Below are 24,337 nucleotides of genomic sequence, written 5' to 3'. Positions count from 1 at the left end.
GGGCGGAAAGGCAGGGGATTCCTACCGTGCTCAGGCTTGTGCCTGACTCACCTCGGCGGGTTCCTGCTTCACAGAGGCTGCATGTTTGGCCCTTGCGGGCCTCGCATGACTGACATCCTCTCCACAGGCTAATACGCGGTGTCCCCGCGCTAAAACATTGATCGCGCCGACGACATCGGCGTTTTCCTCATGGCCGCACGCAACGCACAAGAACTGCGCCTGCGTCTTGCGATTGTCCTTTGAGACATGGCCGCAGCTCGAGCAAGTGCGGCTCGTATTCTGCGGCGCTACAGCAATGAGTATCCCTCCCGTCCAGGCCAGCTTGTATTCGAGCTGCCGCCTGAACTCGAACCAGCCTTGATCCAGGATGGCTTTGTTCAGGCCAGACTTGGCCCGAACGTTTTTCCCTGGTGCATCCGCCGTGCCTGCCGCCGACTTGGACATGTTGCGTACCTGCAAGTCCTCGATGCACACTATCGCGTGGTTTTGGCTGATCGTGGTCGTGGCTTTGTGCAGGTAGTCTTTGCGGCAGTTGGCTATGCGGGTGTGCAGATGCTGGACTCTGGCTTTCGCCTTCGTCCAGTTACTACTGAACTTGGTTTTGCGGCTCATGGCCCGCTGGTAGCGGCGCAGGCGGATTTCATGCTTTTTGAAGCTGGCCAAGGGCGCAAGAAAGCTGCCGTCCGAGAAGGTGGCAAACCGCGCAACGCCCATGTCGATGCCAATGGCGCTGGTGGCCTGCGGCTCCGGCTGCTCGACTTCACGCTCGGTCTGAATGCTGACGAACCATTTGCCGCCCGACTGGCTGACGGTGGCATTCCTGGGCGTGCCCAGCACATCGCGCGAGAGGCGCAGACGCATCCAGCCGAGCTTGGGAAGGAAGATGCGGCCATTGCCCGCATCGAGCTTGAATTGCTTGGCGTCGGGGTAGCGAAAGCTATCGTGCCGACCTTTCTTCTTGAAACGCGGGAAAGCTGCGCGCTTGGCAAAGAAGTTCTTGTACGCCCGCTCCAAGTCCTTGAGCGCGTGTTGCAGCGGATGCACTGGCGCATCTTTGAGCCACGGCGTTTCGCTGCCATTGCGCCAAGCGGTCAAATGCTTGGCCATGGCCACGTAACCGATGTATTTCTCACCCGCCTCGTGATTGGCCTTTTGCAAGGCCAGCGCCTTGTTGAAGACGAACCGGCAGGCCCCGGCAAAGCGGCGCATGTTGCTCTGTTGCTCGCCATTGGGCATGAGTTCGTATTTGAAGGCTTGGAGGCGTTGCATGGTCGCACTGTTTGGATATACAGCAGTAGTATAGGGCCGCTTCGCGGCCCGCGCTATCCTTCCCCGCACTGAAGGGCGAGGTTTGTCGCGCATCCCGATCAAGGCCTGTTGACAGGTTCTAAGCCTTGCGCCGCTCCATCAGCGCCCAGGCGATCGTGCCCGCATCCACGTATTCCAGCTCGCTTCCGGCTGGAACGCCACGCGCCAGCCTCGTCACGGACAGGCCGCGCTCCGTCAGCATATCGCTCAGGTAATGCGCCGTGGTCTCGCCTTCGGCCGTGAAGTTGGTCGCCAGGATGACCTCCTTCACCACGCCGTCGGACGCCCGCTCGAGCAGGCGGTCGAACTTGAGGGCCTGCGGCCCCACCCCTTCCAGCGGCGCCAGCCGGCCCATGAGCACGTAGTACAAACCGCGATAGCCGTGGCTGGATTCGATCATGTTCTGATCGGCGGGCGTCTCCACGACACACAGCACCGATGCATCGCGCTTGGGATTGACGCAGGTCGGACAGATATCCTCTTCCGCAAAGCTGTTGCACATGCGACAGTGGCGCAGGTCCTGCAGGGCGCCCGTCAGCGCATGGCTGAGCAGTTGCGCGCCGGCGAGGTCATGCTGCATCAGGTGATATGCCATGCGGCGCGCCGAGCGCACGCCGACACCGGGCAGGCGCCGCAGCGCATCGATCAGCGCACGCAGCGGTTCGGGTTCGGGCAGATGGGAGTCCATCTCAGAATGGCAGCTTCATTCCCGGCGGCAAGGGCATGCCCGCTGTCACGGACGACATTTTTTCCTGGGAAGCCGCCTCGGCCTTGCGCAGCGCATCGTTGAACGCCGCCGCCACCAGGTCTTCCAACATGTCCTTGTCGTCCTCCAGCAGGCTGGGATCGATGGTGACGCGCTTCACATCATGGCGGCAGGTCATGCTGACCTTGACCAGCCCGCCGCCGGACGCGCCTTCGACGACGATCTCGGCCAGCGCTTCCTGCGCCTTCTTCATGTTTTCCTGCATCTGCTGCGCCTGGCGCATCAGACCCGCCAATTGACCTTTCATCATGATTCAGTTTCCTGGAGATTGTTGGAATGGTGTAGGCGCTGCCGCCGCTTGCCCCGCCGCGGTCAGGCCGACGGCATGATCGCCTGCACGGAACCCGGCAGGATACGCGCCCCGAAGTCGCGGATCAAGGCTTGCACGAACGGATCGGCCTCGGCATCGTGCTCGGCCTGCTTCTGCCGGGCAGCGCGCTCGGCCTGAGCCACCGCGTGCGCCGTTTCCTCGCCCGTCACGCCGAACTCGACCTGCAGGTCGACGACGCAGCCGAAATGCTCGGACAGCACTGTCTGCAGGCGCGCCCTTCCCTGTATCTGCTTCTGCGTCAGAGAGCGCACGGCAACGCGCAACCGCACCTGATTGTCCTTGCTGCCGATCCATTCACTCTGCTTCGCCAGTTCGGCGGCAATGCCGGTAACCGGCAGCTTCGCGGCCAGCGCGGGCCAGCGTTCGGTCGTCATGGACGACAACAGGTCCGCCTGGCCGTTCTTGCCCTTGCGCCTGCCGCCCAGGGCGGGGAGCGCCATGGCGTCGGCCATCTCATCCATGGGAGCCTGCGCGATGAACTCATCATCGTCGAGGCCCACCATTTCAAAATTTCCATCGAGCTCGATGGGAATGTCGTCGACCTCCGGCGCACCATCGTCGGCCTGCGCCTGCATGTTCGATTCAGCCTGGGCCTGCGCGGCGACAGGAGACTCGAAGGCCTCTCCATCGGCCTGCGGCGGCTGTTGCCGGGCCGGCTCCGGGCTCGCCTCAACGGCTGGCGACAGATCGGAAGAGCCCCTTGCGGCATCGTTGCGCGAGGCAACCGCCGGCACCTCCCGGCCCGCCTTTTCGGCAGGCGAAGATTGCAAGGCCTGCGCGGCAGCCTGTCCAGCGCTTGTCCATTCGGCGGGCGGAGCGCCATCGTCAGGGACATCCTCCCAGGCAGGCGGCTCCGCATTCGCCGATGATGCGGCGGCTTGCGCTTCCGCGCCGCGATGCTCGGGCGCGCGAGGCGGCGGCTCGGCAATACCTTGGCCGGCAGACGCTGCACCGCCCGGCGCGGCGTCATATGTTTCTTTCGTGGTCGCGACGGATGCCGCTGCCGCAGGCGGGGGAGACACGGCCGTCGCGGCGGCAACCGCCTCGGCGGCCGGCGCGCTTGCGCGGGCACCGCCGCCGCCCTGCAGTAAAGGCATGCCGGGATTCGGTCCCAGCGCCAGCATGCGCAGGCAGGCCATGACGAAGCCGGCGTATTCGTCAGGCGCCAGCGACAGCTCCTGGCGGCTATGGACCGCGACGGAGTAGAACAGCTGCACCTGGTCCGGGTGCATCGTACGGCCCAGGGCCAGGATATCTTCGGCGGCCGGATCATCGTCGGGGACGGCCCGCCCCAGGCGCTGCGCCATGGCAATGCGCGACAACAGCACTGCCAGGTCGGCCAAGGCTCCCGAGTAGGACAGGCCGCGCGCGGCAAGATCGTCGGCCACGGCAATGACTTTGGCGGCGTCGCCCGCGGAAAGCGCGCCCAGCAGGTCGATCAGATGACGCTGGTCGATGGTGCCCAACATGCCCTGCACGGACTCCGCCGTCAGATTGCCGGCGCTGTAGGCGATCGCCTGGTCCGTCAGCGACAAGGCGTCGCGCATGGAGCCCGCCGCAGCCTGGCCGATCAGCCTCAGGGCGGGAATTTCGAAGGGAATGCTTTCCTGCTGCAGCACGCTGCGCAGATGCTCGACGATGGACTCGCCCGTCATCTGCTTCAGGTTGAACTGCAGGCACCGCGACAGCACGGTGACGGGAATCTTCTGCGGATCGGTCGTGGCCAGGATGAACTTGACGTGCGGCGGCGGCTCCTCCAGCGTCTTGAGCATGGCATTGAAGGCATGCCCCGTCAGCATGTGGACTTCGTCGATCATGTAGACCTTGAAGCGCCCCGCCCCCGGCGAATACACAGCCTGCTCCAGCAGCTGGGTCATTTCGTCGACCCCTCGGTTGGAGGCGGCATCCAGTTCGACATAGTCGACGAAACGGCCGGAATCGATTTCCGTGCACGCGCGGCAGACGCCGCACGGCGTGGCCGTGATGCCGGTTTCGCAATTCAGGGATTTGGCCAGGATGCGCGACAAGGTGGTCTTACCCACGCCGCGCGTGCCGGTGAACAGCCACGCATGATGCAGCCTCTGAGTGGACAGCGCGTGCGTCAGCGCCCGGACAACGTGATCCTGGCCGACGAGGGTATCAAACGAACGCGGCCGCCATTTGCGTGCCAGAACCAGATAGGACATGCGGTGGAATGCTCGTAAACGAGAAAGGCGAGCCTGACTTCGGCACTGGTTGCAAACGACTATGGCTGCTTCGTTCCCGACCTGACCAGGTTCGCCGCCGAACCATGCGAAGGGGCCCGCCAGAAAAGAGTTTAACAGATTGGCGAGCGATGACTATGGAGCCGTCCGCACGCGACGCCCGGGTCCCTGCCGTCCTCTTGCCTCTGATTTGTCATACATGCCCTGTTCTCAGTACCGGCAATCACGTAGGCTGTACGACTTCAGCGATTAGCCCACTCCAAGAACTACACAATCTTGTGTAAAATATGGATGTGTCAATATCATCAAGCAGCTCAAAGCGGACGGCTGGTATCTGGTCAACGTGGCCGGCTCGCACCATCAGTTCAAACACCCGATCAAACCAGGCAAAGTGACGGCACCGCATCCCAGGAAAGATATGCCGGCGCCTACCGTGCGCAGTATCCTGAAACAGGCCGGCCTGAAATGATTGGGTCAGCAGGAGGAAACCGGAATGCTCTATCCGATCTACGTCCATAAAGACGGGAATAGCGCTTACGGCGCTGTCTTTCCCGATTTCCCGGGGTGCTTCACCGCATCGGACGAGCTGCAGGATCTGCCCCGGGCCGCACAAGAGGCCGTGGAGGCGCATTTTGGATCGGACAACGATCCGATCCCGGCCCCTAGCGCCCCCGATGACTGGATCGACGATCCCGAGTACCAAGGCGGATTCTGGCTGCTGGTGGATATCGACCTGTCGCGTGTACGCTCGCGCGCAGTGCGGCTGAACATCAGCCTGCCCGAAAACCTGGTACGACGCATCGACCACTGTGCCAGGCTTCGCGGCCAGTCGCGCTCCGCATTCCTGGCCAAAGCCGCCGAACGGGAAATCCTTGAGCCGGCGCGGCTGCCTGCCACGATAGACCAGGATTAAGTCAACAATGTCCAGTCACACCGCATTATCCAGGCTGATCACACCCGCGGATCCGATACAGGGCGACTGCAGACGGCTCGACCGCGCCTTCTACGACCGCCCCGCCGAAACCGTGGCCCGCGACCTGCTGGGCCGGCTGCTGGTGCACGACACGTCGTCGGGCCCGCGCATCGGCCGCATCGTCGAAGTCGAGGCCTATCTGGGCCCCGGCGACCTGGCGGCCCACACCTCGCGCGGCCGCACGGCGCGCACGCGGGCCATGTTCGGACCGCCCGGCCATGTCTACGTCTACCTGATCTACGGCATGTACCACTGCATGAACGTCGTCACCGGCCCCGAAGGCAGCGGCACAGCCGTGCTGCTGCGCGCCCTGGCGCCCGTCCAGGGGCTGGACGCTTCCACCAGCGGCCCCGGCCGGCTGTGCCGCGCCATGGGCATATCGCTGGATCATTACGGCATCGACCTGTGCGGCGGCACGCTATGGCTCGCCCGCGATGATGCGCCCGCCCCCTCCGAGATAGCCGCCAGCCCGCGCATCGGGGTGGACTACGCGGGCGAATGGGCCGACAAGCCGCTGCGCTTTTTCGTGCCTGATCACCCGGCGGTAAGCCGGCCGCCGCGCGCGAAGAAAAAGGGCTGAGACTCACTACTCCTCGAACGCCGCAGCAGCCCGCCCTATCCTATCCCTTACCGCCGCCCATTCCGGCGTGTCCGGCGGCAGTTCCAGCAGGATGCGGCTATAGCCTGCGGCATCCAGATCGCGCATCAGGGCGTACAGATTGCGGGCATAGGCATCCGCATCCGCACCCGCCAGCACGACATCGTAGCCGGCGGCAGTGCGGCCAACGCCCGACAGCACCACGGCAACCTGCCGTTCTGGCGCAGGCGCCGACAAGCGGCTTTCCAGGGCCTGGCGCGGCAGCAGCTCCACCGGAGTGCCGGGCGCGTAATGCGCCTTGAGCGAACCCGATACGCGCGGCGCATCGCTGTCCGGCGCCAGCACCGGACGCTGCAGCACCTCTTCCAGCTCACGCGCGGAAATATGCCCCGGGCGCAGCAGGTACGGCGCTCCGCCATTGTCCAGGCGCGACAGATCCACGATGGTGGATTCGATGCCCACCTGCGATGCGCCGCCCGGCAGGATCAGCAATTGCGACTCATCCAGCTCGGGGAACTCGGCTCGCACGTGGTCCGCCGTCGTGGGCGACACACGTCCGAACTTGTTGGCGGAAGGCGCGGCCACGCCGCCACGCCCGCCTGGCATCAACGCGCTGAACTCGCGCAGCAGCGACTGCGCCACGGGATGCGATGGGCAGCGCAGGCCGATGGAGGACTGCCCGCCGCTGACAGCGGCGGGAATATGCGCGGCGCGTGGCAGGATCAGCGTCAAAGGCCCAGGCCAGAACGTGTCGATCAGGCGCTGCGCTTCGGCGGGCAGGGACGACACCCAGTATGCGATGTCGCCGTCCGGCGCCAGGTGCACGATGACAGGGTGATTGGAAGGCCGTCCCTTGACGGCATAGATGCGCGCCAGCGCGACCGGATTGCAGGCATCCGCGCCCAGGCCGTAGACCGTTTCCGTCGGCAGGGCGACCAGGCCGCCCTGCGCCAGGCGCTCCGCAGCCCGGTGGATCTGCTCCGCATCCGGAGTTTCCGCCGGCGACGATTCCAGTCCGCTTTGGCTCTTGGTCATGGCTGGTAAACCAGACCCAGCGCGCCGGCCGCCTGCGCCGCGCGCTCCTGAGCTTGGGCAAGCGTGTCGCCCGTAATCGTAATGTGGCCCATCTTGCGGCCAAGCCTCGGCTCGGTCTTGCCATACAGGTGCAGGTGCGCCTGCGGCACGCGCAGCACGCCGGCCCAGTCGGGTTCGCGCTGGACACCGTTCTCGAACCATAGGTCGCCCAGCAGATTCAGCATGACGCTGGGGCGCAGGGTCTGCGTGCAGCCCAGCGGCAAGCCCGCCATGGTGCGCACCTGCTGGTCGAACTGGCTGCTGCCGCAGGAGTCGATCGTATGGTGGCCGCTGTTGTGCGGGCGTGGCGCGATTTCGTTGACCAGCAGGCTGCCGTCGGTCAGCACGAAACACTCGACGCACATGACGCCGCAGTAGTCCAGCTCGCGCGCCAGTTCCTTGGCCAGGCGCGAAGCGCGCTCCTGGAGGCCGGGTTCGAGCGCATCGGGGTCTACCGTGGAAACGGCCAGGATGCCGTCGCGATGCTCATTGCGCGCCGCGTCGTAGGTGACTGCCTGGCCATCGCGCCCGCGCGCGATCACTACGGAAATCTCATAGTCCAGCGGGGCGAATGCCTCGAGCACGCAGGCTTCGGTCTTCAGGTCGTCCCAGGCCTGCATGGCTTCTTCGCGCGTCGCGACGCGAACCTGCCCCTTGCCGTCGTACCCCAGGCGGGCCGCCTTCAGTATGCCGGGGAACAGGGACTGGGAAGCAATGGCGATGTCGTTCTTTTCGAAGACGGGCGCATACGGAGCCACTGGCACGCCGGCGGAGCGGATGAAGGCTTTTTCCTTCGTTCGGTCCTGCACGATGGCGACGGCGAAAGCACCTGGGCTGACGGCAACGCCCTCCGCGGCCAATTGCTCCAGCGTGCTGGCCGGCACATTCTCGAATTCCGTGGTGACGGCCGGACAGCGCTGCGCCAGTTGGCGAATGCCCTCGGCATCATCGTAGGCGGCGCGGATGTGCAGGTCGGCCACCGCCCCCGCCGGGCTGTCCTGCGCGGGATCGAGCACGGCCACGCGATAGCCCAAGCGCTGCGCCGCATGACAGAACATGCGGCCCAACTGCCCGCCGCCCAGCATGCCAAGCCAGCTGCCGGGAGGCAGCGGAAAGGAAGAAGCGGATTGGTCTTTACCGGAAGTCATCGTGATTGCTTGTCTGTAGGAAGAGAGTCCTGGGCGGAAGACCGCCAGGAAGTTCAGGCGGCTGGAGCCGGCGGCACGCGCATGGCGCGGGCGGCTTCCGTTTGCCGCTCGCGGAAGGCGACCAGCTTCTGCTGCAACGCGTCGTCGGTCGTGGCCAGGCAGGCGACCACATGCAGCGCGGCATTGGCCGCGCCCGCATCGCCGATGGCAAAGGTCGCCACAGGAACGCCCTTGGGCATCTGCACGATGGACAGCAGCGAGTCCTCGCCGTGCAGGTGGCGCGAAGGCACGGGCACGCCAAATACGGGCACGGGCGTCAGCGCCGCCATCATGCCGGGCAGGTGGGCCGCGCCGCCCGCGCCCGCGATGATGGCGCGCAGGCCGCGCGGCACCGCCTGTGCGCCGTATTCGACCATGTCCAGCGGCATGCGGTGGGCGGACACGACGCGGGTCTCGAAGGGAATGCCGAACTCTTCCAGTATGGCGACGGCATTGCGCATGACGTCCCAATCGCTGGACGAACCCATGATGATGCCGACGACGGGAGAGGCGCCATCCTGCGCGGCGCGTGCGGTCTCCTGGGACATATGCTGAAACTCCGTGTGAATCTGCGCGGACGCGGGATCAGGCCTTGAGCCGCGTCAGGACTTCCTGGTACTTGGCGGCGGTCTGCTCTATGACGGATGCCGGAGGACGCGGCGCAGGCGGCGTCTTGTCCCAGTCCTGGGTCTCCAGCCAGTCGCGGATGAACTGCTTGTCGAACGACGGCGGGTTCGTGCCTTCCTGGTATTGGTCGGCGGGCCAGAAGCGCGAGGAGTCCGGCGTCAGGACTTCGTCCATCAGGTGCAGAACACCATTGTCATCCAGGCCGAACTCGAACTTGGTGTCCGCGATGATGATGCCCTTGGTCGCGGCGAATTCGGACGCCTCGGCATACAGCCTGAGCGTAATGTCGCGCAGTTTGTTCGCCAGTTCGTCGCCGACGGCATTGCGCACGTGATCGAAATCGACATTCTCGTCGTGCGCGCCGATTTCCGCCTTGGCGGCCGGCGTGAAAATGGGCTCGGGCAGCTTCTGCGCCAGCTGCAGGCCGGCGGGCAGGCTGACGCCGCACACGGCGCCAGTGGCCTGGTAGTCCTTCCAGCCCGAACCGATCAGATAGCCGCGCGCCACGGCCTCGACCAGGATAGGCTTCAGGCGCTTGACCACCATGGCGCGGCCGACGACCTGGTCGCGCTCTTCCGGCGCGACGACCGTCGCCGGGTCGATGCCCGTAGCGTGGTTTGGCACGATATGCGCCAGCTTCTCCAGCCAGAACTCGGTCAACGACGTCAGCAACTGACCCTTGCCTGGAACCGCATCGTCGAGGATGACATCGAATGCCGAGATGCGGTCGGACGCCACGATCAGCAGCTTGTCGTCGCCCACGGCATACATGTCGCGGACCTTGCCGCGCGCCAGCAGAGGCAGCGACCGGATGGAGGATTGGTGCAAAACGTTGCTCACGAACTTTCCTTGGGAATCTGGCTGTATGGTTTACTGTACGACCTGCTTCAGTTCGCCTGCGGCATAGCGGCGGGCGATCTCGTCCAGCGGCACAGGCTTGATCTTGCCTGCGTTGCCTGCCGTGCCGAATTCCTGGTAGCGCTGCATGCACAGGGCCTTGGCGGCCAGCCTGGCGGGCTTGAGGTATTCGCGCGGATCGAACTTGGACGGGTTTTCCGCCAGGAAGCGGCGAATGGCGCCGGTCATGGCCAGGCGGATGTCGGTGTCGATGTTGATCTTGCGCACGCCGTACTTGATGGCTTCCTGGATTTCCTCGACGGGCACGCCGTAGGTTTCCTTCATGTCGCCGCCGAACTGGCGGATTTCGGCCAGCAGTTCCTGAGGCACGCTGGAGCTGCCGTGCATGACCAGGTGCGTGTTGGGCAGGCGCGCGTGGATTTCCTTGATGCGCTTGATCGACAGGATGTCGCCCGTGGGCTTGCGCGTGAACTTGTAGGCGCCATGGCTGGTGCCGATGGCGATGGCCAATGCGTCGAGCTGGGTCTGGCGCACGAAATCGGCGGCCTGCTCGGGGTCGGTCAGCAACTGGTCCATGGTCAGCGTGCCTTCGGCGCCGTGGCCGTCTTCCTTGTCGCCCTGCATGGTTTCCAGCGAGCCAAGGCAGCCCAGCTCGCCTTCGACCGTGACACCCACCTTGTGCGCCAGCTCGACCACGCGGCGGGTGACATCCAGGTTGTATTCGTAGTCGGCAATGGTCTTGCCGTCTTCTTTCAGTGAACCGTCCATCATGACGCTGGAAAAGCCCAGATCGATGGCGCCCTGGCAGACCGCTGGCGACTGGCCGTGGTCCTGGTGCATGACGACGGGAATGTGCGGATAGCTGTCGACTGCGGCCTGGATGAGGAGCTTCAGGAAGCCTTCGCCGGCATATTTACGCGCGCCGGCCGAAGCCTGCATGATGACCGGGCTGTCGGTCTCGTGCGCCGCCTCCATGATGGCCTGAACCTGTTCCAGGTTGTTGACGTTGAACGCAGGAATGCCGTAGCCGTTCTCGGCCGCGTGATCAAGCAACTGACGCATGGAAACCAAAGCCATGGATGGAATCTCCAGAAAACAACGATAAATGGGTATAGAGGCAATTTTACGAGGGAATCAGATCGCCCGCTTGCCTTTGCTTCATTCGGAACAGGGCTCAACCGCCGGATTGCGGCGCCTGTCCGGTCGATCGTAATGCGGATTTCGGGCGGAAGGCCTTCACAATGTGAGCATGTGTTTCCACGTACGGCCCGCCGATCAGGTCGATGCAATAAGGCACGGCGGCGAATATGCCGGAAGCCAGCACCTGGCCGTCGTCGCCCTTCAGCCCCTCCAGCGTTTCGCGAATCGCCTTGGGCTGGCCCGGCAGGTTCAGGATCAGCGCGGCATGATCGGCGGTTTCACGGATGACGCCCACCTGGCGCGACAGGATGGCCGTCGGCACGAATTTCAGGCTGATCTGGCGCATCTGCTCGCCGAACCCCGGCATTTCGCGCGTGGCCACCGTCAGCGTCGCCTCGGGGGTGACGTCCCTGCGCGAAGGCCCGGTGCCGCCGGTCGTCAGCACCAGGTCGCAGCCCAGTTCGTCCACCAGTTCGATCAAGGTGGCGGAAATGCGCTCGGCCTCGTCGGGGATCAGGCGCTGCTCGATCCGCACCGGGCTGGCCAGCGCATCGTTGAGCCACTGCTCCAGCGCCGGCAACCCTTCGTCGCGGTAGACGCCGCTGGACGCCCGGTCGGAAATGGAAACCAGCCCCACCAGCAGTTCATCGGGATGGCTGCGTGAAAGTCGCTTCTGGCCTGCCATGGCGAATCGATTCTCCTGTATGGCTTGTCCCGGGAAAGCAGCCCGCCGCCCGGGGAATATTCGGATGCGGCGGCCTTACACCACCACCGTCTGCGCCTGGCCTTCAGCCTGCTCGGTAATTTCACCCAGGCGGAAGACTTCCTGGTCTTCGCCGGCCAGCGTTGCGGCAACCGCATCGGCCTGATCGGCGGGAACCACGATGACCATGCCGATGCCGCAGTTGAATACGCGGTGCATTTCGGCATCGGCCACGCCGCCCTGCTGCTGCAGCCAGGAAAACAGCCTGGGCATGGTCCAGGCGTCGCGGTGCAGGCGGGCCGACAGGCCGGGCTGCAGGATGCGCGGAACGTTGTCGAGCAGGCCTCCGCCCGTGATGTGCGCCAGGCCGCGGATGGCGTCGCCATGCTTGGCCAGCGCGGCCAGGACGGCCTTGACATAGATGCGCGTGGGCTCCATGACCACGTCGCCCAGCGGACGGCCGCCGAAATCCTGGTCGGGCGTGGCGTTGGCATGAGACAGGATACGGCGCAACAGCGAAAACCCATTGGAATGAGCCCCGCTGGAGGCCAGGCCCAGCACCACATCGCCCGGCTGGATGGACTTGCCGTCGATGATCTTCGACTTTTCGACCGCGCCCACGGCGAATCCGGCCAGGTCGTATTCACCGTCCGGATACATGCCCGGCATTTCGGCGGTTTCGCCGCCGATCAGCGCGCAGCCGGCCAGCTCGCAACCCTTGGCGATGCCGCCCACCACGCTGGCGGCCGTATCGACGGACAGCTTGCCGCAGGCGAAATAATCCAGGAAGAACAGCGGCTCGGCGCCCTGCACCAGGATATCGTTGACGCTCATGGCGACCAGATCGATGCCCACGGTGTCGTGGCGCTGCCATTCGAACGCCAGGCGCAGCTTGGTGCCCACCCCGTCGGTGCCGGATACCAGCACGGGCTCCTTCAGATGGGAAGGCACCTGGAACAGCGCGCCGAAGCCGCCGATGCCGGCCATGACGCCGGCGCGCATGGTGCGCGCCGCCATGGGCTTGATCCGTTCGACCAATGCTTCTCCCGCATCGATATCGACCCCGGCATCGCGGTAGGTAAGGGAAGCAGAATTCGTATTTGTCATGAGAAAAGCCGTGGGATGTGCAAGAATTGCGCGTTGATCGACAAGCAGACGCCCTCGAGCCGCTCCATATGTAACAACAAGGGATGCCGGCGCCATGCAAAAAGTCGATTTTACGATGAACCGCCCGACTTCGGGCTTTTCCGCCAAGCGCATGACGCAACAACTGATTCTTGACGTACTGACCGCCCCGGCCCCCAGCCTGGAGAACTTCATCGTCGGCCCCAACGGCGAGGCCCTGCAATGGCTGACCGACAGTCCCGGCGGCCGGGCCGCGCACCTGTGGGGCCCGCCCGGCGTCGGGCGCAGCCACCTGCTGCAGGCGCTGGCGGCGACGCCGGGCGCGCGCTATTTCGATCCGTCATCGCCGGCAGCAGAGATCATGGCGCTTGCCACGGCGGATACATTGGACGTTACCCGGGTCGCCATCGACGACGTGGACAAGCTGGACGATAACGCGCAGGCAGCCCTGTTTGCGCTGTACAATCGCTGGCGCGAAGTCTCGGCGACCGCGCAGGCATTCTTCCTGGCCACGAGCGGCGACCACGCCCCCATGGCCACGCCATTGCGCGAAGACCTGCGCACCCGCCTGGGCTGGGACCTGGTCTTCCGGCTGGAACCCCTGTCCGACGAGGACCGCGCCCAGGCGCTGCGGACCCGCGCCGGCGAGCGCGGCCTGTCGCTGTCGCCCGACATCATCCAGTGGCTGCTGACGCACCACAGCCGCGACATGCGCGGCCTGAGCGCCCTGGTCGACTCGCTCGACCGGTACTCACTGGCAACCCACCGCGCCATCACGCTTCCACTCCTGAAAGACCTGCTGGCGAAACAACGGACAAACGAACAACACTCATGACACAGAAACGCAATCTTGCGCTGTTCGACCTGGACCACACCCTGCTGCCGCTCGACAGCGACTACCAGTGGGCGGACTTCCTGGCACGCACGGGCCGCGCGGGAGATCCCGACGAAGCGCGGCGCCGCAACGACGACCTGATGGACCGCTACAACGCCGGCAACCTTACGGCCGAACAGGCCGCCGAATTCATGCTGGGCCTGCTGGCCGGCAAGGACAGGAACGAACTGGCGCGCTGGCACGACGAGTTCATGCGCGACATCATCCTGCCCTCTGTGCTTCCGCAAGCCCGCGCGCTGGTGGACCAGCATCTGCAGGCGGGCGACCTGTGCGCCATCGTCACGGCCACGAACAGTTTCGTCACTGCTCCCATCGCGAAGGAATTCGGCATCGGCCACCTGATCGCCACCGACCCTGAACTGCGCAACGACCGCTACACCGGCCGCATTGCAGGCATTCCCAGCTTCAAGGCGGGCAAGGTCACCCGCGTCGAGCAATGGCTGGCGCCGATGGGCCTGGACATGGCCGCCTTCGCGCAATCGTGGTTCTACAGCGACTCCACCAACGACCTGCCGTTGCTGGAACGCGTCAGCCATCCCGTTGCAACCAACCCCAGCCCCACCCTGGACCAGATCGCCCGCGAGCGCAGTTGGACCATCCTGCGGCTGTTCGATGAACTGCAGGACCCAAAGTCATAAGAAGCCCCCAATGAAAGGCACCATCAAAACCCTGGTCAACCGCCTGTTCCCTCCTGCGCGCGGCCCCCAGCGGCTGGCGCGCGACAAGCACGGCATCGACAAGCGCAAGGTATCGCGGCACGCCATCAAGGTCTGCGAAGTCCTGCACCAGCACGGCTACGCCGCCTATATCGTGGGCGGCGCCGTGCGCGACCTGATCGTCGGCCTGGCCCCCAAGGATTTCGACGTGGCCACCAACGCCACGCCCAACCAGATCCGCCCGCTGTTCCGGCGCGCCCGCATCATCGGCAAGCGCTTCCAGCTGGTGCACGTCGTGTTCGGCCCCGAAATCATCGAAACCTCCACCTTCCGCGCCCCGGCGTCGGAAGAGCAGGACACTGACGAGCACGGCCGCATCCTGCGCGACAACCTGTTCGGCACGCACGAACAGGATGCCGCCCGACGCGACTTCACGCTGAATGCGCTGTACTACGACCCCATCGAGGAAATCGTCATCGACTACCACAACGGCGTGCGCGACCTGCAAAAGCGCCGGGTGCGCATGATCGGCGATCCCGAAACCCGCTACCGCGAAGACCCGGTGCGCATGCTGCGCGCGCTGCGCTTCTCCTGCAAGCTCGACGCCGAGATCGTGCCGGCCACGCGCGAACCTATCCAGCGCCTGGCGGGCCTGCTGCAGAACGTGCCGGACTCCAGGCTGTTCGATGAAATGCTCAAGCTGCTGACCTGCGGCCACGGCATGACCTGCCTGCGCGAGCTGCACGCCTACGGCCTCGACAAGACGCTGATGCCGTGGGTGCAGACCATCTTCAGCACGCCCGAAGACGAGGCCTTCGTCACCCTGGCGCTGGACCGCACGGACAAGCGCATCCTTACCGGCAAGACCATCAGCCCCAGCTTCCTGCTGGCGGCATTGCTGTGGAAGCCCGTCTATCGCCAGTGGAACGCCATCGTTGCCAAGGGCGAGCCCCCCGCTCCCGCCCTGGTGCGCGCCGCCGACGAAGCGCTGGAGCGGCAATCCGGCAAGCTGGGCATCCAGAAGCGCTACGTGGCCGACATGCACGACATCTGGTTCATGCAGCCGCGCTTCGAGCGTGCAAACACGCGCAGCATCTGGCGCATGCTGGAGCAGCCGCGCTTTCGCGCCGCGGTCGATTTCCTGCAACTGCGCGCCGAGGCGCACGAGGTCGACAGCGTATTCGCGCAATGGTGGATGGATCTGGCCAACGCGGGAGACACCGAACGCGCCCGCCTGATCGAGGAGCGCGAAGCGGAGAACCGGGGCAAGCCCTCTTCCGGCGCCCGCCGCAGGCGCACGCGCCGCCGCGGCCCGCGCAAGGCTGCGGCCGCCGGCGCGCAAACCGATACCGGCGGCGCCGGAGCCGACTGAACGTGGCATTGGCATACATCGGGCTGGGCGCCAACCTGGGCGACGCGCAGGCAACGCTGCGCCAGGCCCTGGCCGACCTGGCCGCCACGCCGGGCATCACCGGCCTGCGAGTCTCGGGGTTCTATCGCACGGCGCCCATCGACTCCAGCGGCCCGGACTACCTGAATGCCGCGGCCTCGCTGCATACGACGCTGGACGCCATGCCGCTGCTGCGCCGCCTGCAGGCCATCGAGCTGGCCCATGGCCGCGAACGCCCGTACCGCAATGCGCCGCGCACGCTGGACCTGGACCTGCTTTGGTTCGATGGCCGGAACATCGACACGCCGGAACTGACGGTGCCGCATCCACGCATGCACGAGCGCGCTTTCGTACTGGCTCCGCTGCGTGAACTGGCGCCGGAACTGCGGTTGCCGCAGGGCACGCTGGAGACGCTGCTCGCCAAATGCGGCGACCAGGGGATCGAGCGACTTGCGGACGACGACTGACCACGCGCCAAAACGAAGTTTCGACGCCAGCCTCGGCCTGAAAACCGGAGGCAGCGCCCGACGCATCAGTCCTTCACGGAAATACCCGCATCCTTGACCACTTTGGCGAACTTGGCCTGTTCGCTGCGCATGAACTCGGCCAGGCGCTCGGCCGAGCCCCCGCCATCCTCCGCGCCCGCCTGCGCGAGACGCGCAACCAGTTCGGGCGCCTGCATGGCCTTGTTGAAGTCGGCATTGATACGCTCGACCATGGCTGGCGACATGCCGCCCGGCCCTACCAGGGCAAACCAGATGCTGGCTTCGAACCCCGGGTATCCCTGCTCCGCGATGGTCGGCACGTCCGGCAGGCTCTTGGAACGATTCTGCAATGTCTGCCCCAGGGCGATCAGCTTGCCGCTCTCTATGAGCGGCTTGGCCGTGGTCAGGCCTTCGAACGCATACTGGATATGGCCGCCCATCACATCGGTCATCAGCGGCGCCGAGCCGCTGTAGGGCACATGCAAGGCATCGATCCCGGCCTCGGCCTTGAAAATTTCCAAGGCCAGGTGCTGGGCGGAGCCCGTGCCGGCGGATCCGAACACGATCTTTCCAGGCTGCGCCTTGCAAAGCGCCACCAGGTCCTTCAAGGTCTTGGCCGACTGGCCCGGCCCGCCGACCAGCACCGTCGGCGTCTTGCCGATCAGTCCCAGGGGTGTGAAGTCCTTTTCGACCGAATATCCCAGGTCCGGGCGCAGCGCAGGGCCAATGCCGTGGCTGTTGACGTGCGCCACCAGCAGCGAATTGCCGTCGTTGTTCATCTTGGCGACATGGCGCGCGGCAATCACGCCGGCAGCGCCCGGCCTGTTTTCCACGACGACGGGAACGCCCCACGCCTCGCTGAACTGCTGGCCGAGAAGGCGGGCCAGCACGTCCGTACCGCCTCCCGCCGGAAAGCCCACGACCATGGTGACGGGGCCGGAAGGCTTGGCGCCCTGGGCAAACACCGAAGGGGAAAGCGAAGCAGCTGCCAGCATGCCGCTGGACAGGATGAAATGACGGCGATTCATGGTTGTCTCCCAAATATAAGAATAATGATCAAAGACCAACAGCATCGGCTCGGCCCCGTAGGGCCGGCCTTTTCCAGCATTTCAGGATTTCATGCGCGACTGCGGCGCTGCCATGCAGGTCAGCCGATACTGGTCCAGCGACCATACTTGGCCACGGCAGCTTCATCGAAGCCGAATCCCAGACCCGGCGTCTGATGCAGGATGACGCGGCCGTCCTTGTGCGACAGCTGCCTGTCCACCAGGCGGCGGAAGTTCAGCACCTGGTCGTCCCAGAAAAACTCCACATAGCGCGCATTCGGCGTGGCGGCGACCAGGGGCGCATGCAGGTCGTGGAACCAGTGCGGGCACATCACCACGCCATAGCTGGCGGCCGTCGCCGCGATCCGCTTCCACTCGGTAATGCCCCCGCACACTGCCGCATCGGTCTGCAGAATGCCAGCAGCCTGTTTGTCGAGCAGCTCCTTGTGATACCAGCGGCCATAGCCGATCTCGGCCGTGGCGATAGGCAAGTGCGTCAGGCGGGCCAGCTTGGCGTGGCTGTCGACATCATCGGGACCGAAAGGCTCCTCGATGAAATATGGCTCATACTGCTCGAAACGGCGAATGTATTGCATGGCCTGCGTGACATCCTGCCAGGCGTTGTTGCAATCCATCATCAGCTCGATGTCGGGCCCCACCGCTTCGCGGGCGGCCTTCAGGCGCGCCTCTTCTTCCTTGGGAGAGTGCCGGCCGGTTTTCATCTTCACGGCGCGGAACCCCAGGGCGACGTAGCTGGCCATTTCCTCCCCCAGCTTTTCGGGCGTCTTGCCGTCCAGGTAATAACCGCCGCTGGCGTAGGCCGGCACGCTCTCCAGCTCGACCGCCCCTAGATACTTGTGCAGCGGCAGGCCCTGCGTCTTCGCGTTCAGGTCCCACAGCGCAATATCCAGGGCGCTGACGGCACGCATGACCGTTCCCTGGCGCCCCTGCAGAAGCGCCTCCTGATACATGTCGCGCCACAGCCCTTCGACGGCATAGGAATCCTTGCCGATCAACACCTTGGCAAGCAGGTGTTCGACGGCCGCGGTGAATATCTGGCCTCCATCGCTGCCGATATAGCAAAAGCCGATACCCTCGACCCCATCGGTCGAACGGACTTTGACCAGACCGTAATGGCGCGTGCTGACAGTACGGTTCGAAAAGGAGGTCACATTATCCAGGGGAATGGCGGCGGCGCAGACTTGAACGGATTGAATGATCGGCACGGTAGAACGACTCCATAAAAAGATGCGGAACGCCCGGCCTCGAGAGATGGAAGCAGGCGGCTGGAAGTCATTATCCGCGCCGAAAAAAGATGCAACAAGCAATGTCCGACTTCATTAGAATATGGAAAATACATATTCCCGAGCGGGAGGAGTCGTACCGTGGACCTTCGTTTTCTCCAAACCTTCGTCAATGTCGTCAAGCTGGGCTCCATCGCCGAGGCGGCAAGATTCGAGGACCTGACGCCCGCCTCGGTGCAGCAGCGGCTGCGCGCCCTGGACGCATCGGTCGGCAGCCAGTTGGTCAAGCGAACGGGACGTACCGTGCAGCCCACCGTCGCCGGACGCCGCATATTGGGCCAGGCGCAAAAGCTCCTGGATGGCGCTCGCGACCTGCGATCCATGGCCTCCGACAACGAGCTGCCGGCCGGCCCCCTGCACCTGGGCGCCACGCCCACGGCTCTGACCAGCATGGTCGGAGGCGCCCTCAAGCGCTGGTTCTCCCTCTATCCCGATATCGAGATCTATATCGAGCCGGGCTCGTCCAAAGGGCTTTATACGCGCGTGCAGGATGGAGCGCTCGATGCCGCAATACTCGTGCATCCGCAGTTCGACATCCCCAAGCACATGGAGCAGAGAATCATCCGGCAGGAACCCTTGATGCTCGTGACCCCGGCCGGCCTCGACGGGACAGACCCTCTCGACACGCTGAAAACCCAGCCTTATATCTGCTATGACCGCAGCGTGCTGGGAGGAAGGCTGGCCGATGATTACCTGCGGGGACTCCAGATCCGCCCCCGGATCCGGCTGGAGCTGGACGGCATCGACGCCATAGGAAAGCTGGTTTCGGAGGGGCTGGGCGTATCGCTGCTGCCCAGCACCAACACCCTGCGCCTGGGGCCGGGCGGCGTCAGCCTCTGGCCATTGCCGCCGCCCGTTCCCAGGCGTCACGTGGCCATACTATGGGGACGCGGCGGCGTCCGGGCCCCCCTGGCCCAGACCTTTGCGCGGCTGCTGGCTGAAACGCAGGAGGCTGCCCGCAACGGACATTCGTAGCCGCGCCCTACCTCCGCTCCTGCGCAAATGCCGCTTTCAGCCGCCGGATCAGGTCGCGATGGAAGTCCCGCTGCTGACGGGTCCAGCGCCGCATGGAGGCATCGAGATCCTGATGCAGGGCGTCGGCCGTCCGCCAGTCGCCCTGCCCGGTAGCCCAGATGGCATACTCGGCCTTGCTGTCGAAATTGCCGCTTTGCGCCACGGCTGCCTCGAACGCGGCTCTCGCCTGGGCGGCGTTGCCCAGCGCAGCATGCGTGCGCGCCATCAGCAGACTGACGGCGTCGCTGCGGAAACGCGCATCCTGCGCGCGGATCGTTTCCAGATGCCGCAATGCGGCATCCAGCTGCCCGGCATCAAATGCGGCCTGGGCGGCGCTCCAGCGGATTTCAAGGTCTTCGGAAAAAATGCCCTGCAGGCACTGCTCGAAATATGCCAGCGACTGCCGAGCCTCGCCGGCATCCAGCAGCGCCTGCGCCAGGCGTATCTGATTCTGCGCCGTGGGCGCGTACTCATAGGCGGCCCGCGCTTCGCGCAATTCGCGCGAGGGATCGAGACTCTTGGCCGCCGCTTTCGCAAGCTTGGTCGCCCCGCGCTGCAGGCGGGACGAGGGCAGGTAGATCGTCAGGAAATAGATCAGGCTGCCCAACAGGGGGAAGGACAGCAATATGAACAGCCAGTAGGTCTGCTGGCCCGTACGCACCGCATGCACCGCAAAGAAAATGGCAACGGCCAGATGCAGGCCTATCGCGATTGGCATGAATAGCTCCGTCGATTGGTATGGGGTTACGAATCGGCACGGATTTTAGATCATGCTAAACAGGGATGGGCATCGGGGTGGCCGCCCGCGGCAGCGACCTGCGCTCGACCATGTTGGCTGTACCGGCCCCCAGACGCATGAGCTTCGTGGGCCGCCGCGCGAGGGAACCGATGCAACCTGGACTCATCATACCCAGTCATCACCGGGAGCACAGTTAGCCTTTAGTCGTATGCGCATCCATTGCGAAACCGGCATCCGGCCGTTTTCTCCCACATATCAAGAACCAGTTAAAATGCCTGGTTTCGCTGTACAGGCTCTTACCGGCACTCATTCATGCTTACTTTCCAGCAAATCATCCTGAAGCTCCAGCACTACTGGGATCAACATGGCTGCGCGCTGCTGCAGCCCTACGACATGGAAGTCGGCGCAGGCACTTCGCACACTGCGACTTTCCTCCGGTCCATCGGACCCGAGCCCTGGCGCGCCGCCTATGTACAGCCCTCGCGCCGCCCCAAGGACGGCCGCTACGGCGAGAATCCCAACCGCATGCAGCACTACTACCAGTTCCAGGTCGTGCTCAAGCCGTCCCCCGCCAATATCCTGGACCTGTACATCGGTTCGCTGGAAGCCCTGGGCATTGACCCCAAGGCGCACGACATCCGCTTCGTCGAGGACGACTGGGAAAACCCCACGCTGGGCGCATGGGGCCTGGGCTGGGAAGTCTGGCTCAACGGCATGGAAGTCACGCAGTTCACCTACTTCCAGCAGGTGGGCGGCATCGACTGCTATCCCGTCACCGGCGAAATCACCTACGGCCTGGAACGCCTTGCCATGTACCTGCAGGACGTGCAAAGCGTCTACGACCTGGTCTGGACAGAAGGCTACAACGGCCAGCGCGTCTACTACCGCGACGTGTTCCACCAGAACGAGGTCGAGCAATCCACCTACAACTTCGAATACGCCGACACCGCCATGCTGTTCCAGCACTTCAACGACTATGAAGCCGAGGCCAGGCGCCTGGTGGAAGTGCCTCTGGCGCTGCCCGCCTACGAAGTCGCGCTGAAAGCCGCGCACACATTCAACATGCTTGACGCCCGCGGCGCCATCAGCGTGACCGAGCGCGCCACCTACATCGGCCGCATCCGCAACCTGTCGCGCGCCGTCGCGCAGACCTATCTTGAATCCCGAGAAAAGCTGGGCTTTCCAATGCTTGACCGCGCCACACAGTCGGAGGGCCAGCAATGAGCGCCTCCATCGCTATCGCAGAACAGCGTCCTCTGCTCATCGAGCTCCTGACGGAAGAGCTGCCGCCCAAGGCGCTTGCCGCGCTGGGTGCCGCCTTTGCCGCCTCCATCGAAAAATCGCTGCGCGAGAACGCGCTGCTGGCCGACGACAGCGCCACGACCAGCTTCGCCACGCCGCGCCGCCTGGCCGTGCGCCTGGACAAGGTGCTGTCGCAAGCCCCCGAGCGCCCCTTCACCGAAAAGCTCATGCCGGCCAAGATCGGCCTGACCGAGTCCGGCGAAATCACGCCCGCGCTGGCAAAGAAGCTGCAGGCAAAGAATCTCGGCCACCTGACGGCCGCCGAACTCATCCGCGAATCCGACGGCAAGCAGGATGTCCTGTTCGCCACGGGCGTGGCGCCCGGCGCCATTCTGGCCGAAACGCTGCAGGCGGCCATCGACCAGGCCATCGACAGCCTGCCCATTCCCAAAGTCATGCGCTACCAGTTGGCCGACGGCAAGACCAGCGTGCGCTTCGTACGCCCCGCCCACGGCCTGGTGGTGCTCTGGGGCGGCGACGTGCTGCCCGCCCAGGCGCTCGGCCTGCAATCCGGCAACGTCACGCAAGGCCACCGTTTCCTGGGCGCTGCCGACATCGTCATCCGCGACGCCCTGTCCTATGAAAGCCAACTGCGGGAAGACGGCAAGGTCATCGCCTCGTATCAGAAGCGCAGGCAGGCCATCCTGGACCAGTTGAACGCGCAGGCGGATGCGCTGGACGCCAGCCTCGGCGAAGGCGACGAAGTCGATGCGCTGCTGGACGAGGTCACCTCCCTGGTCGAACTGCCCGCTGTCTACGTCGGCCAATTCGATCCGCAGTTCCTGGCCGTGCCACCGGAATGCCTGATCCTGACCATGCGGCTGAACCAGAAGTATTTCCCGCTGTTCGAGCCGGAAGGCGGCAAGCTCACGCACCGCTTCCTCATCGTCAGCAACATGCGCATCGACGATCCGTCCAACATCATCGAAGGCAACGAGCGCGTGGTGCGCCCGCGTCTGGCCGATGCGCAGTTCTTCTACGAGACCGACCGCAAGGAGCCGCTGGCCGGTCGCGTCGACACCCTGGCCAACCGCGTCTATCACAACAAGCTGGGCTCCCAGCGCGAGCGCGTGGAACGCGTGCGCGACCTGGCCGTGCACATTGCCGGGCTGCTGGGCGCGAACACGGCGCATGCCGACCGCGCCGCGCTGCTGGCCAAGGCCGATCTCAATTCGAACATGGTGGGCGAGTTCCCCGAGCTGCAGGGCGTGATCGGCGCCTACTACGCTGCGGCCGACGGCGAGCCCGACGATGTCGTGCTCGCCATCCGCAACCAGTACCAGACGCGCGTGGACGCCCCCGTCACCAACGCCTCGCTGACCAGCGCCGTGCTGTTCATGGCCGAGCGGCTGGAAACCCTGGCGGGCATCTGGGGCATCGGCCTGGCGCCGACCGGCGAACGCGACCCCTACGGCCTGCGCCGCGCCGCGCTTGGCCTGATCAGCGCCTACGAACAGTTGCATGCCGGCGGATTCCTGAAGATCAGCGCCAATGCGCTGGACCTGGATGCACTGCTGGCCTATGCCGTGTGCCTGTTCCCCGCAGGCACGCTGTCCGCCGACACGGCCGCGCAAGTGCGCGATTTCATCCTGGAGCGCTACCGCAACCAGTTGGCCGCGCAGCATGAGCGCTCGGTCGTCGACGCAGTGCTGGCTGTCAATCCGCCGCTGCATCAGGTCCAGAGCCGCATCCAGGCCTGCGCCGAATTCGCCGGCCTGCCCCAGGCCGCCAGCCTGTCGGCTGCCAACAAGCGCATCGGCAATCTGCTGAAGAAAGCGGAAGGCTCGCAGACCGGCGTCGATGCCGCACTGCTGGTCGCACCCGCCGAACAGGCGCTGCAGGCGGCCATCGAAGCCGTCGCACCCCAGGCGCAGGCGCAGTTCGAGGCGGGAGATTTCACCGCCAGCCTGGCCACGCTGGCACAAACCAGCGGCGCCGTGGACACGTTCTTCAACGACGTCATGGTCATGGACGACGATCCCGCCATCCGCGCCAACCGCCTGGCGCTGCTGGGCCGGCTGCATCAGTTGATGAACCAGGTAGCGGACATCGCAAGGCTGGCGCAGTGAAGCTCATCATTCTGGATCGCGACGGCGTCATCAATCAGGACAGTCCGGACTTCATCAAGAGCCCGGATGAATGGATCGCCCTGCCCGGCAGCCTGGAAGCCATCGCCCGCTTGTCCGAGGCAGGCTGGAAGGTGGTCATTGCCAGCAACCAGTCGGGCGTGGCGCGGCGCCTGTTCACCGTGGAGGCGCTGCACGCCATCCAGGCCAAGATGCGCCGCGAGCTGGCCGAAGTCGGCGGCCTGATCGACTCCGTCTTCATCTGCCCGCACGGTCCTGAAGACGATTGTCTGTGCCGTAAGCCGCGCCCAGGCCTGTTCCACGACATCGCCCGCCGCTACGAAACCAGCCTGGCGGGCGTTCCCGCCGTCGGCGATTCGCTGCGCGACCTGCAGGCCGCCCATTTCGCCGGCTGCTCGCCCTGGCTGGTGCGCACCGGCAACGGCATGCGCACTCTCGACAGCAACCAGCTTCCTCCCGGCACTCAGGTCCGCGACGATCTGTCCGCCGTCGTCGACGCGTTGCTGGGCAAGGAGTAGAACAGTC

25 protein-coding genes and 1 other RNA gene are annotated in these 24,337 nt (G+C 65.0%); 11 read left to right on the top strand and 15 right to left on the bottom strand.

From position 1 onward, the window contains the following. Positions 1-30: 30 nt before the first annotated feature. The 5 genes from EV686_RS03250 to ffs all read right to left on the bottom strand — a co-directional run bounded on the left by EV686_RS03250 (position 31) and on the right by ffs (position 4,712). Complete coding sequence (locus EV686_RS03250; RefSeq protein WP_132473409.1) at positions 31-1,269, bottom strand: RNA-guided endonuclease InsQ/TnpB family protein; 1,239 nt, start codon at positions 1,267-1,269, stop codon at positions 31-33. Between the two features lie 118 nt (positions 1,270-1,387). Next, positions 1,388-1,996 (bottom strand): recombination mediator RecR, encoded by a 609-nt coding sequence (gene recR / locus EV686_RS03245; RefSeq protein ID WP_132473407.1) that lies wholly within the window; start codon positions 1,994-1,996, stop codon positions 1,388-1,390. 1 nt (position 1,997) lies between these two features. Continuing rightward, positions 1,998-2,324, bottom strand: coding sequence for a YbaB/EbfC family nucleoid-associated protein (locus EV686_RS03240; protein ID WP_132473405.1), 327 nt, complete (start codon positions 2,322-2,324; stop codon positions 1,998-2,000). Between the two features lie 62 nt (positions 2,325-2,386). Further along, entirely contained in the window at positions 2,387-4,591 is a 2,205-nt protein-coding gene (locus tag EV686_RS03235) for a DNA polymerase III subunit gamma/tau (protein ID WP_132473402.1), read from the bottom strand. 23 nt (positions 4,592-4,614) lie between these two features. Further along, positions 4,615-4,712: signal recognition particle sRNA small type (ffs, locus tag EV686_RS03230), an RNA gene on the bottom strand. Positions 4,713-4,910: 198 nt separating this feature from the next. Between ffs and EV686_RS03225 the strand changes: the two genes are divergently transcribed. From EV686_RS03225 to EV686_RS03215, 3 genes are read left to right on the top strand one after another with little or no spacing between them, the layout of a single operon-like run. Continuing rightward, on the top strand, positions 4,911-5,078 hold the full coding sequence (locus EV686_RS03225; RefSeq protein ID WP_132473686.1) for a type II toxin-antitoxin system HicA family toxin: 168 nt from the start codon (positions 4,911-4,913) through the stop codon (positions 5,076-5,078). A 24-nt stretch (positions 5,079-5,102) separates the two neighbouring features. Next, positions 5,103-5,522 carry a type II toxin-antitoxin system HicB family antitoxin gene (locus EV686_RS03220; RefSeq protein WP_132473400.1) on the top strand — a complete coding sequence of 140 codons (420 nt, stop codon included), beginning with the start codon at positions 5,103-5,105 and terminating at the stop codon, positions 5,520-5,522. Between the two features lie 7 nt (positions 5,523-5,529). Beyond that, on the top strand, positions 5,530-6,162 hold the full coding sequence (locus EV686_RS03215; protein ID WP_132473398.1) for a DNA-3-methyladenine glycosylase: 633 nt from the start codon (positions 5,530-5,532) through the stop codon (positions 6,160-6,162). A gap of 6 nt (positions 6,163-6,168) precedes the next feature. On the opposite strand, the gene EV686_RS03210 is transcribed toward EV686_RS03215, so the two are convergent. The 7 genes from EV686_RS03210 to purM form a co-directional block, all read right to left on the bottom strand. Then, positions 6,169-7,215: an L-threonylcarbamoyladenylate synthase gene (locus EV686_RS03210; RefSeq protein WP_132473396.1), complete on the bottom strand. Its 1,047-nt coding sequence runs from the start codon at positions 7,213-7,215 to the stop codon at positions 6,169-6,171. After that, on the bottom strand, positions 7,212-8,402 hold the full coding sequence (locus EV686_RS03205) for a 5-(carboxyamino)imidazole ribonucleotide synthase (protein WP_132473394.1): 1,191 nt from the start codon (positions 8,400-8,402) through the stop codon (positions 7,212-7,214). The genes EV686_RS03210 and EV686_RS03205 overlap by 4 nt, the downstream gene beginning before the upstream one ends. A gap of 53 nt (positions 8,403-8,455) precedes the next feature. After that, positions 8,456-8,989 carry a 5-(carboxyamino)imidazole ribonucleotide mutase gene (gene purE, locus EV686_RS03200; RefSeq protein WP_132473392.1) on the bottom strand — a complete coding sequence of 178 codons (534 nt, stop codon included), beginning with the start codon at positions 8,987-8,989 and terminating at the stop codon, positions 8,456-8,458. Positions 8,990-9,026: 37 nt separating this feature from the next. Next, on the bottom strand, positions 9,027-9,839 hold the full coding sequence (locus tag EV686_RS03195; RefSeq protein ID WP_377748281.1) for a phosphoribosylaminoimidazolesuccinocarboxamide synthase: 813 nt from the start codon (positions 9,837-9,839) through the stop codon (positions 9,027-9,029). A gap of 99 nt (positions 9,840-9,938) precedes the next feature. Beyond that, positions 9,939-11,003: a class II fructose-bisphosphate aldolase gene (gene fba / locus EV686_RS03190; RefSeq protein ID WP_132473388.1), complete on the bottom strand. Its 1,065-nt coding sequence runs from the start codon at positions 11,001-11,003 to the stop codon at positions 9,939-9,941. 97 nt (positions 11,004-11,100) lie between these two features. Next, complete coding sequence (gene mog, locus EV686_RS03185) at positions 11,101-11,751, bottom strand: molybdopterin adenylyltransferase (RefSeq protein ID WP_132473386.1); 651 nt, start codon at positions 11,749-11,751, stop codon at positions 11,101-11,103. 75 nt (positions 11,752-11,826) lie between these two features. Beyond that, positions 11,827-12,876: a phosphoribosylformylglycinamidine cyclo-ligase gene (gene purM, locus EV686_RS03180; protein WP_132473384.1), complete on the bottom strand. Its 1,050-nt coding sequence runs from the start codon at positions 12,874-12,876 to the stop codon at positions 11,827-11,829. Between the two features lie 151 nt (positions 12,877-13,027). Between purM and hda the strand changes: the two genes are divergently transcribed. The 4 genes from hda to EV686_RS03160 are packed head-to-tail and all read left to right on the top strand — an operon-like array spanning position 13,028 to position 16,302. Then, positions 13,028-13,729, top strand: coding sequence for a DnaA regulatory inactivator Hda (gene hda / locus EV686_RS03175; protein WP_132473684.1), 702 nt, complete (start codon positions 13,028-13,030; stop codon positions 13,727-13,729). Beyond that, positions 13,726-14,427, top strand: coding sequence for an HAD family hydrolase (locus EV686_RS03170; RefSeq protein ID WP_132473382.1), 702 nt, complete (start codon positions 13,726-13,728; stop codon positions 14,425-14,427). The genes hda and EV686_RS03170 overlap by 4 nt, the downstream gene beginning before the upstream one ends. A gap of 10 nt (positions 14,428-14,437) precedes the next feature. Further along, positions 14,438-15,817: a polynucleotide adenylyltransferase PcnB gene (gene pcnB / locus EV686_RS03165; RefSeq protein WP_132473380.1), complete on the top strand. Its 1,380-nt coding sequence runs from the start codon at positions 14,438-14,440 to the stop codon at positions 15,815-15,817. Between the two features lie 2 nt (positions 15,818-15,819). Then, a complete protein-coding gene (locus EV686_RS03160; protein ID WP_132473378.1) occupies positions 15,820-16,302 on the top strand; it encodes a 2-amino-4-hydroxy-6-hydroxymethyldihydropteridine diphosphokinase in 483 nt (160 codons plus the stop codon). 65 nt (positions 16,303-16,367) lie between these two features. Here the strand turns inward: EV686_RS03160 and EV686_RS03155 are convergent, their stop codons facing one another. Together EV686_RS03155 and EV686_RS03150 are read right to left on the bottom strand one after the other, a co-directional pair. Next, positions 16,368-17,348 (bottom strand): Bug family tripartite tricarboxylate transporter substrate binding protein, encoded by a 981-nt coding sequence (locus tag EV686_RS03155; protein ID WP_132473376.1) that lies wholly within the window; start codon positions 17,346-17,348, stop codon positions 16,368-16,370. A gap of 119 nt (positions 17,349-17,467) precedes the next feature. Next, entirely contained in the window at positions 17,468-18,592 is a 1,125-nt protein-coding gene (locus tag EV686_RS03150) for a mandelate racemase/muconate lactonizing enzyme family protein (RefSeq protein ID WP_132473374.1), read from the bottom strand. A 159-nt stretch (positions 18,593-18,751) separates the two neighbouring features. Here EV686_RS03150 and EV686_RS03145 point away from each other — a divergent pair, with 159 nt between their 5' ends. Next, positions 18,752-19,645, top strand: coding sequence for a LysR family transcriptional regulator (locus tag EV686_RS03145; RefSeq protein WP_132473372.1), 894 nt, complete (start codon positions 18,752-18,754; stop codon positions 19,643-19,645). Positions 19,646-19,652: 7 nt separating this feature from the next. Here the strand turns inward: EV686_RS03145 and EV686_RS03140 are convergent, their stop codons facing one another. Next, the gene (locus EV686_RS03140) at positions 19,653-20,402 is read right to left on the bottom strand and encodes a tetratricopeptide repeat protein (RefSeq protein WP_132473370.1); all 750 of its coding nucleotides are present in this window, start codon (positions 20,400-20,402) and stop codon (positions 19,653-19,655) included. Positions 20,403-20,735: 333 nt separating this feature from the next. Here EV686_RS03140 and glyQ point away from each other — a divergent pair, with 333 nt between their 5' ends. From glyQ to gmhB, 3 genes are read left to right on the top strand one after another with little or no spacing between them, the layout of a single operon-like run. Beyond that, on the top strand, positions 20,736-21,647 hold the full coding sequence (gene glyQ / locus EV686_RS03135; RefSeq protein ID WP_132473368.1) for a glycine--tRNA ligase subunit alpha: 912 nt from the start codon (positions 20,736-20,738) through the stop codon (positions 21,645-21,647). Continuing rightward, positions 21,644-23,794, top strand: a complete 2,151-nt coding sequence (glyS, locus tag EV686_RS03130; RefSeq protein WP_132473366.1) for a glycine--tRNA ligase subunit beta — start codon at positions 21,644-21,646, stop codon at positions 23,792-23,794. Before glyQ ends, glyS begins: the two co-directional genes overlap by 4 nt. Next, entirely contained in the window at positions 23,791-24,330 is a 540-nt protein-coding gene (gmhB, locus tag EV686_RS03125; protein ID WP_132473364.1) for a D-glycero-beta-D-manno-heptose 1,7-bisphosphate 7-phosphatase, read from the top strand. Before glyS ends, gmhB begins: the two co-directional genes overlap by 4 nt. Positions 24,331-24,337: the final 7 nt, after the last annotated feature.

The sequence above is a fragment of the Paracandidimonas soli genome (genome assembly GCF_004342005.1).
In the GTDB taxonomy this organism is placed as follows: domain Bacteria; phylum Pseudomonadota; class Gammaproteobacteria; order Burkholderiales; family Burkholderiaceae_B; genus Paracandidimonas; species Paracandidimonas soli.
This window is presented reverse-complemented; position numbering and strand designations above follow the sequence as displayed.